The sequence below is a fragment of the bacterium genome (assembly GCA_022616075.1).
Classification (GTDB): Bacteria; Acidobacteriota; HRBIN11; order JAKEFK01; family JAKEFK01; genus JAKEFK01.
On the sequence record JAKEFK010000174.1, the window covers coordinates 1 to 7,495 of the forward strand.

The window sequence follows — 7,495 nt, forward strand, 5'->3', positions numbered from 1 at the left end:
AAAGGAGTTTGAATTATGCCGAATCCAAAACGGAGACATTCGAAATCGCGTGGCCGGAAACGTCGCACTCATGACGCTTTGCAACAGCCAAGGATGTCGGAATGTTCTCATTGTCATGAGTTGAAACTAGCACATCAAATATGTCCTCATTGCGGTCATTTTGAAGGACGGGAGTACGTCGCGCAGAAATCCACTGAGTAAATCGCATGTCTGAGCGGATCCGCATCTCAGTAGATGGAATGGGCGGGGATTACGCTCCGCAGAACATCGTTTCGGGAGCTGTCCAGGCCGTTTCCGAGTTCGATGTTCAGGTTTTGCTGGTTGGAATTGAAAATCAACTAAAAGCGGAGCTGGACAAGCATCAAGTTCCTGCGAACCGGATCGAAGTGGTGGACGCCACTGAAGTTGTAGGCATGGATGAGCAGGCCACATCTGCCGTTCGAAAGAAAAAGAATTCTTCGATGCGGGTTGCAGTGGATTTGGGTTCCAGGGGAGAGGCTGGAAGCATCGTTAGCGCAGGAAATACCGGCGCTATGTATGCTATGGTGAAGGTGAATGTCGGATCGCTCCCTGGAATAGACCGCCTACCGTTGGCCGCATTGTTTCCTCATCCAGATGGCAAGACAATTGTTCTCGATGTCGGGGCAAATGTCGAATGCAAACCGCACCATCTGGTGGAATTTGCACTGATGGGTTCTGTCTACGCGCAGGAAATTTTGAATGTGGAATCCCCCCGTATAGGACTGTTGAGCATCGGAGAAGAAGAAGTCAAAGGAAATGATCTAACAAAGGAAACTTTTCAGCTCCTGAAGAAGTCTGATATGCATTTTATAGGGAATGTGGATGGTCATGATGTTTTTAAAGGACGCGCCGATGTTGTAGTATGCGATGGTTTTGTCGGTAACGTGGCTTTGAAAGTCAGTGAAAGCCTGGTGGAAACCATATTTCATATATTGCAGCCTCAAATGGATAGTTCTCTGGGAAGGTTACTAACAAAATACTTTGATTATTCTGAATATGGAGGAGCGCCTTTGCTGGGCGCGAGAGTTCCCAGTTTTGTTTGCCACGGAAGATCCACTTCTAAAGCAATTAAAAATGCGATCCGGGTGGCGATGGAATTCTGCAGGCATAATGTTAATGAAAGAATACAAAAAGAATTGAACCGCCAAGGCGCCAAGAACGCCAAGATTTAAAAATATGAACAAAATTGCAGTAATTTTTCCGGGCCAGGGATCCCAGAATGTTGGCATGGGCCGGGATTTCTATGACCGTTATCCGAGGGCGCGCGGAGTTTTCGAAGAAGCGGATCGCGCGTTAAACGAGCCGATCAGTAAGTTATGCTTCGAAGGTCCGTCAGAGGAACTGCAGTTAACTGCAAACACACAGCCTGCAGTCCTAACGGTCTCGATTGCGATCTGGTCTTTATTACATGAAGTGATCCGCCCTGCGTTTGTTGCAGGACATAGTTTGGGTGAATACACAGCCGGCGTCGTTGCCGGGGCTTTTCGATTTTCCGATGCAGTAAAGCTGGTGCGCAACCGCGGAAAATTCATGCAGGAAGCTGTGGCCGTGGGTCAGGGCGCAATGCTTGCTGTTCTGGGCGCTGAACCGGAACAAGTACAAGCGCTGTGCGACGAGGCTGCTCAAGGCTTGATTTTATCGCCTGCAAATTTCAACTCGCCCGGCCAGATCGTCATTGCGGGACACGCAGAAGCGATAAAGAGAGCGGCAGAAGCCGCGCCACGTTTTAATATAAAGCGCACGATTCCGCTCGCGGTCAGCGCGCCATTTCATTGTGCTTTGATGAAACCGGCGCAGGATAATCTGCTTCCTCTCCTGAAAGCACAAATTTTTCATCCCTTGAAATTTCCCCTTGTTACCAATGTCGATGCGGCATTCATAAAGACCGGTGAGGAAGTGCGGGATGCGCTCATAAGACAGATCCCGAATCCGGTTCTGTGGATGCAGACCATTGATGTTCTTCTAAAAGAAGGTGTGAATACATTTGTCGAAGTGGGTCCCGGCAAAGTACTTACCGGTCTGGTCAAAAAAATCTCGCGCGATGTTCAGGTTTACAATGTGGAAAACCTCGAAGACTACGAACAACTCCGCGCAAAATACCAGAGCTGACTATGTTAACGAATCGCGTGACAGTAGTGACCGGCGCAACGCGGGGAATCGGGGAAGCGATTGCGATTGCAGCGGCTAAAAATGGTTCGGATGTCGCTTTGTGGGGAAGAAACGAGGACTTGTTGCAAAAGACAAAACAGCGTATCTCGGAGCTGGGTCGAAAGGCAGAAGCCTATCGCGTGGATGTCGCGCGGCAAGTGGAAGTCGATGAAGCCATGAAGAAAGTCCTGCAGGACTTTTCCCGCATCGATTTTCTTGTAAACAATGCAGGAATCACAAGAGATAATCTTCTGCTGACGATGAAGCCGGAAGAATGGGACCAGGTGCTCCAAACAAATTTGTATGGAACGTTTTACTGCAGCAAAGCAGTTCTGCGTTCCATGATGAAGCAACGTTACGGAAAAATTGTAAACATCAGCTCCATTGCAGGAATTACAGGAAATCCCGGCCAGACAAATTACTCCGCTTCGAAGGCAGGCATGATCGGGTTTACAAAATCCCTCGCAAAAGAAATGGGCAAACGGAATATTTGCGTGAACACAATTGCGCCAGGTATGATCGAAACGGAAATGACGCAAATGCTTCCCGAGGAACTGAAGAAACAATATCTGGAATTAATTCCTTTAGGACGTTTCGGAAAAGTAGAAGAGGTTGCTGCCCTGGTTCTATTTCTGCTATCCTCAGCATCCGATTACATCACCGGGCAGGTCTTCGCTATTGACGGCGGCTTGCAAATGTAATATGAAATGCTTTTCCATTTCACCGCAGAGAGCGCAGAGGGCGCAGAGAAAAGAAACTCTTTTTCTCTCTGTGTTCTCGATCTCTGCGGTGAAAATATACGGAGGTTGAAAAGATGGAAATTGCCGAAAAAGTCAAAAGCATTGTTACGGAACAGCTGGGAGTGGACGCAGAAGAAGTAACAGAGGAAGCATCATTCATAGAGGATCTTGGAGCGGACTCACTGGACACGGTTGAGCTTGTTATGGCTTTTGAAGAAGAGTTCGGAATAGTAATACCCGACGAAGATGCCGACAAAATTCGTACGGTAGGGGAAGCCATCAAATATATAGAAGCTCACGTGTAGGGGGTTGTTTTGGCACGTAGAGTCGTTGTAACCGGGATCGGAATGGTTTCTCCGATTGGAATCGGTACCCCGGAAAACTGGAATGGTTTAATAGAAGGCAAAAGCGGAATCGGTCAAATAACAAGGTTTGATACAACCGAATATCCCACCAGAATCGCGGGCGAAGTAAAAAACTTTGATCCTGCCAATTGGATACCCAAAAAAGAAATCAAGAAAATGGATCTTTTTATCCATTATGCTATCGCTGCCTCCGATTTTGCGGTGCAGGATTCAGGTCTCAAAATCGATTCCGGCAATGCCGCAAGAGTCGGCGTCTATATTGGCTCGGGAATCGGAGGATTCGGTGTAATTGAAGCCACTCATACGGCGCTTATGCAAGGCGGCCCGCGAAAGATTTCACCATTTTTCATTCCTGCATCCATTGTCAATCTCGCTTCAGGATGGGTCTCCATTCGAACCGGCGCGAAGGGCCCGAATTCCGCGACCTGCACGGCATGCACCACGGGAGCTCATGCGATTGGAGATTCTTTCAAGATCATTCAACGGGGCGACGCAGATGTAATGATTGCCGGAGGATCCGAAGGCTGCATCACACCCCTGGGTATTGGCGGTTTTTGCGCGATGCGCGCGCTCTCAACGCGCAATGAAGAACCGGAACGGGCAAGCCGCCCTTTCGACAAAGATCGTGATGGTTTTGTGATGGGAGAAGGCTCAGGGATCCTTATTCTGGAATCGCTGGAAAGCGCAAAAAGCCGAAATGCAAAAATCTATTGTGAAATTGTCGGTTACGGAATGACCAGCGATGCCTACCACATTACCGCACCTTCCGAAGATGGCGAAGGAGCCATCAGGGTTATGGAGGTGACCCTGAAAGACGCCGGTATCAACCCTCAGGAAGTTGACTACATCAATGCGCACGGGACCTCCACTCCGTTTAACGACAAAGCGGAATCACTCGCTATCAAAAAAGTTTTCGGCGATCACGCGTACAAGCTTGCTGTGAGTTCAACCAAATCAATGACGGGTCACTTACTGGGAGCGGCGGGTGGTCTCGAAGGCGCCATCATGGCCCTGGCGTTAAAACATCAGGTCGCGCCCCCAACGATCAATCTGGACAACCCGGATGCCGAATGCGATCTGGATTACGTGCCCCATCGTAGCCGGCCGATGAATATACGGTATGCCCTGTCGAATTCATTCGGTTTCGGCGGGACAAACGGCGCATTGTTATTCAAACGCTACTCTGAAGATTAACCGCCAAGTCGCCAAGAACGCCAAGACGGAGCAAAGATGAACATTATTGTTTTCATTAAGCAGGTGCCGGATACGGCTACGAGAATCAAGATTGCCGCAGATGGCAAAAGCATCGACGAATCAGATGTAACCTGGATTATTTCGCCTTATGATGAATTTGCGCTGGAAGAAGCGTTAAAAATCAAAGAAGCCAAAGGAGCAGGAAAAGTAACCGTGATCAGCGCGGGTTCCGAACGCGCTGCCACCTCGCTTCGAAATGCCTTGGCAATGGGGGCGGACGACGCAGTTCATCTGCTCGATCCTGCATTTATTGGAAGCGATGCGTTTGCGATCGCTAAGATTGTTGCGGCATCCGTAAAGAACCGGCCTTACGATATTTTGTTTTTCGGCAAAATGGGAGTAGGGATGGATCAATCACAGGTGCCTGCCATGGTGGCAGAATTGCTAAACCTTCCGCTGGTCACACAAATTGCAAAGCTCGAAATCCAAGACGGTAAGGCGGTTGTCCACCGTGAAATTGAAGGAGCCACGGAACATGTCGACTGTTCCCTGCCGGCGGCGCTTGCTGCGGAAAAGGGTTTGAATGAGCCAAGGTATCCAAGCCTAAAAGGAATCATGGCGGCGAAGAAAAAACCGCTCGAAGTGCTCAATGCCGCATCGCTTGGCCTGAATCCGGAAGAAGTCGGTGTTCAAGGATCCAAAGTTGTTTTGAATTCCCTATCTCTGCCGCCCGGCCGCCAGGCAGGAAAAATCCTTCAAGGGGATCCGCAAGAAGCCGTAACGCAGCTGGTTAAAATGTTGCACGAAGAAGCGAAGGTTATTTAGGAGTAGTAACGATGGAAATAGTAGTATTTGTAGAAGTTCGGGAAGGGACAGCCAGAAAATCTTCGCTGGAAGCGGTTTCTGAAGCGCGCAGGTGGGCGGATAAACAGAGCTGGAAGGTTGCGGCACTGGTTGTGGGATCACCCTCAGATGCGGCCTCAGCCAGGGTATCGCAGTACAAACCAGATAAGGTTTTGCTGGCCGACGATGCTCTGTTCGCGAGTTATTCGAATCAAAGCTATGCGGCGGCGCTGGCGGAAGCAGTTCGCCAGGAAAACGCGCACACAGTCTTTGTGTCTGCGACTGCAATGGGAAAAGAAGTTGTAGCGCGCACTGCAGCGAAGTTCCAGACCAGCGTGTTGGCTGACATCGTCGGTCTGGATTGGCAGAATGGATGGAATGCACGGCGTCCTGTTTATTCCGGAAAAGCCTACGCAGAAGTTCAGTCAAAAGGAGATTCTCCTGTTTTCATATCTTTGAGACCAAATGTGTTCGCCGCGGCGCAACCTGATTCTTCGGCCAGTCCGGAAACTGCAAAACTTGCTGTTCCTATCCAACAGGATGAAATCAAAGCTCGCGTGATCGAAACAGAGAAAGCGGTAAGTGAAACGGTGGAACTTTCCGAGGCAGAAATCGTTGTGTCCGGCGGTCGAGGATTGAAAGGACCGGAAAACTTTCACCTGGTGCGGGACCTGGCCAGGGCTTTAGGCGCAGCCATGGGAGCTTCCCGCGCTGTTGTGGATGCGGGATGGGTCGAGCATCAGTTTCAAGTAGGACAAACGGGCAAAGTTGTCTCCCCTGTTCTTTACATTGCATGCGGAATCTCCGGAGCAATTCAACATCTTGCCGGAATGTCTTCCTCAAAATACATCGTTGCGATCAACAAGGATCCCGACGCACCTATTTTCAAAATTGCGGATTACGGTATTGTGGGTGATGTGTTTCAGGTTTTGCCGCTGCTCACAGAGGAAGTAAAGAAACTCAAAAGTGAAGCATAACGCGGCGCGAAATTCCATGATTAGAAAACTTTCAAATTATTTCTTTCAGGGGTTGATCTTTTTAGCGCCGATTGGCATCACGGCTTATGTCTTTTACAAAGCTTTCATTTTCATCGATGGATTGTTAGGACTCCCCTATCCGGGCGTGGGTTTTCTGATCACAATCATCGGCGTAACTCTTCTGGGATTTCTGACTTCCAACTTTTTGACGAAGTCTATCTTTCAGTTACTGGACAAAATCCTTACACGTCTTCCCTTTGTCAGATTGCTCCACTCTTCTCTAAAGGATGTGCTTACGGCATTTGTAGGGGAGCGCCGCCGCTTCGATAAGCCGGTGGTTGTAGAAGTCTTTCCAGGAAGTGGAGTGAAGGCATTTGGATTTATGACGCGCGAATCGCTGGAACATTTTCACTTGAAGGATCAGGTTGCGGTGTATTTTCCACAGTCCTTTAACTTTGCCGGTAATGTCCTTGTTTATCCCCGCGCTCAGGTTACTCCGATGGATACGGATAGTTCAAAGTTGATGGCATTCATCGTTTCGGGCGGGATCACTGAATCATAAACAATGTACCGCGGGCGTCTCGCCTGCGAAACTGCGCAGACGGAACGTACGCGCTACTTTTTACTTGACATGTCGGCGTAAAAATTCGAGTGTGCGGCGCCAGGCATCCCTCGCAGACTCTTGATCATAAACAGGACGCGTATTATTAAAGAAAGCATGTCCGACATTCTTATATGTGTGGAACTCGAAGGATTTTCCAGCTCCGCTCAGTTCCTTTCGCAATTTCTCAACCGCGTCTGCATTTACGGAAGAATCATTTTCAGCGAACAGTCCCAGCACAACGGCCTTCATCCTGGCATAGGGTGGTTTTACGTTTGGATGGATCCCATAGAAATTCACGCATGCGGAGACCTGATCCGGATTGGTAGCAGCAGCGTACATCGCGAGTTGACCGCCCATGCAGAATCCAACAACGCCAACGGATTTGCTTGTACAAGATGGATTAGAAAGAAGAGTTTGAATGGCGCCATTGAGAATTTTTTCTGCCTCTCCTATGTTGAGAGCCATCATCAATTTACCGGCTTCATCCGGGGAAGTCGCCAATTTGCCTTGATAAATATCCGGGGCAAATGCTGCAAATCCTTCAGCTGCGAAACGGTCACAAATGTCTTTGACGTGATCGTTTAATCCCCACCATTCCTGAAT

At 49.0% G+C, this 7,495-nt stretch carries 10 protein-coding genes; 9 read left to right on the forward strand and 1 reads right to left on the reverse strand.

Annotated features, from left to right (window positions below; genetic code table 11):
- The first annotated feature begins 15 nt into the window (after positions 1-15).
- The 9 genes from rpmF to L0156_13795 all read left to right on the forward strand — a co-directional run bounded on the left by rpmF (position 16) and on the right by L0156_13795 (position 6,850).
- Positions 16-201, forward strand: coding sequence for a 50S ribosomal protein L32 (rpmF, locus tag L0156_13755; protein MCI0604061.1), 186 nt, complete (start codon positions 16-18; stop codon positions 199-201).
- A gap of 5 nt (positions 202-206) precedes the next feature.
- Positions 207-1,193 (forward strand): phosphate acyltransferase PlsX, encoded by a 987-nt coding sequence (plsX, locus tag L0156_13760; GenBank protein ID MCI0604062.1) that lies wholly within the window; start codon positions 207-209, stop codon positions 1,191-1,193.
- Between the two features lie 4 nt (positions 1,194-1,197).
- Positions 1,198-2,130, forward strand: a complete 933-nt coding sequence (gene fabD, locus L0156_13765; protein MCI0604063.1) for an ACP S-malonyltransferase — start codon at positions 1,198-1,200, stop codon at positions 2,128-2,130.
- Between the two features lie 2 nt (positions 2,131-2,132).
- Entirely contained in the window at positions 2,133-2,870 is a 738-nt protein-coding gene (gene fabG, locus L0156_13770) for a 3-oxoacyl-[acyl-carrier-protein] reductase (GenBank protein ID MCI0604064.1), read from the forward strand.
- Positions 2,871-2,983: 113 nt separating this feature from the next.
- Positions 2,984-3,214 carry an acyl carrier protein gene (locus L0156_13775; GenBank protein MCI0604065.1) on the forward strand — a complete coding sequence of 77 codons (231 nt, stop codon included), beginning with the start codon at positions 2,984-2,986 and terminating at the stop codon, positions 3,212-3,214.
- 42 nt (positions 3,215-3,256) lie between these two features.
- Positions 3,257-4,468, forward strand: coding sequence for a beta-ketoacyl-ACP synthase II (gene fabF / locus L0156_13780; GenBank protein MCI0604066.1), 1,212 nt, complete (start codon positions 3,257-3,259; stop codon positions 4,466-4,468).
- 36 nt (positions 4,469-4,504) lie between these two features.
- Positions 4,505-5,293, forward strand: a complete 789-nt coding sequence (locus L0156_13785) for an electron transfer flavoprotein subunit beta/FixA family protein (protein MCI0604067.1) — start codon at positions 4,505-4,507, stop codon at positions 5,291-5,293.
- 11 nt (positions 5,294-5,304) lie between these two features.
- Positions 5,305-6,288: an electron transfer flavoprotein subunit alpha/FixB family protein gene (locus L0156_13790; protein ID MCI0604068.1), complete on the forward strand. Its 984-nt coding sequence runs from the start codon at positions 5,305-5,307 to the stop codon at positions 6,286-6,288.
- Between the two features lie 16 nt (positions 6,289-6,304).
- On the forward strand, positions 6,305-6,850 hold the full coding sequence (locus tag L0156_13795; protein MCI0604069.1) for a DUF502 domain-containing protein: 546 nt from the start codon (positions 6,305-6,307) through the stop codon (positions 6,848-6,850).
- A 60-nt stretch (positions 6,851-6,910) separates the two neighbouring features.
- On the opposite strand, the gene L0156_13800 is transcribed toward L0156_13795, so the two are convergent.
- Positions 6,911-7,495: dienelactone hydrolase family protein (locus L0156_13800; GenBank protein ID MCI0604070.1), on the reverse strand; the 585-nt coding region annotated here is incomplete at its 5' end.

Coding starts and splice junctions, on each gene's coding strand:
- rpmF (MCI0604061.1), top strand. CDS start 16: ATGCCGAATCCAAAACGGAGACATTCGAAATCGCGTGGCCGGAAACGT.
- plsX (MCI0604062.1), top strand. CDS start 207: ATGTCTGAGCGGATCCGCATCTCAGTAGATGGAATGGGCGGGGATTAC.
- fabD (MCI0604063.1), top strand. CDS start 1,198: ATGAACAAAATTGCAGTAATTTTTCCGGGCCAGGGATCCCAGAATGTT.
- fabG (MCI0604064.1), top strand. CDS start 2,133: ATGTTAACGAATCGCGTGACAGTAGTGACCGGCGCAACGCGGGGAATC.
- L0156_13775 (MCI0604065.1), top strand. CDS start 2,984: ATGGAAATTGCCGAAAAAGTCAAAAGCATTGTTACGGAACAGCTGGGA.
- fabF (MCI0604066.1), top strand. CDS start 3,257: ATGGTTTCTCCGATTGGAATCGGTACCCCGGAAAACTGGAATGGTTTA.
- L0156_13785 (MCI0604067.1), top strand. CDS start 4,505: ATGAACATTATTGTTTTCATTAAGCAGGTGCCGGATACGGCTACGAGA.
- L0156_13790 (MCI0604068.1), top strand. CDS start 5,305: ATGGAAATAGTAGTATTTGTAGAAGTTCGGGAAGGGACAGCCAGAAAA.
- L0156_13795 (MCI0604069.1), top strand. CDS start 6,305: ATGATTAGAAAACTTTCAAATTATTTCTTTCAGGGGTTGATCTTTTTA.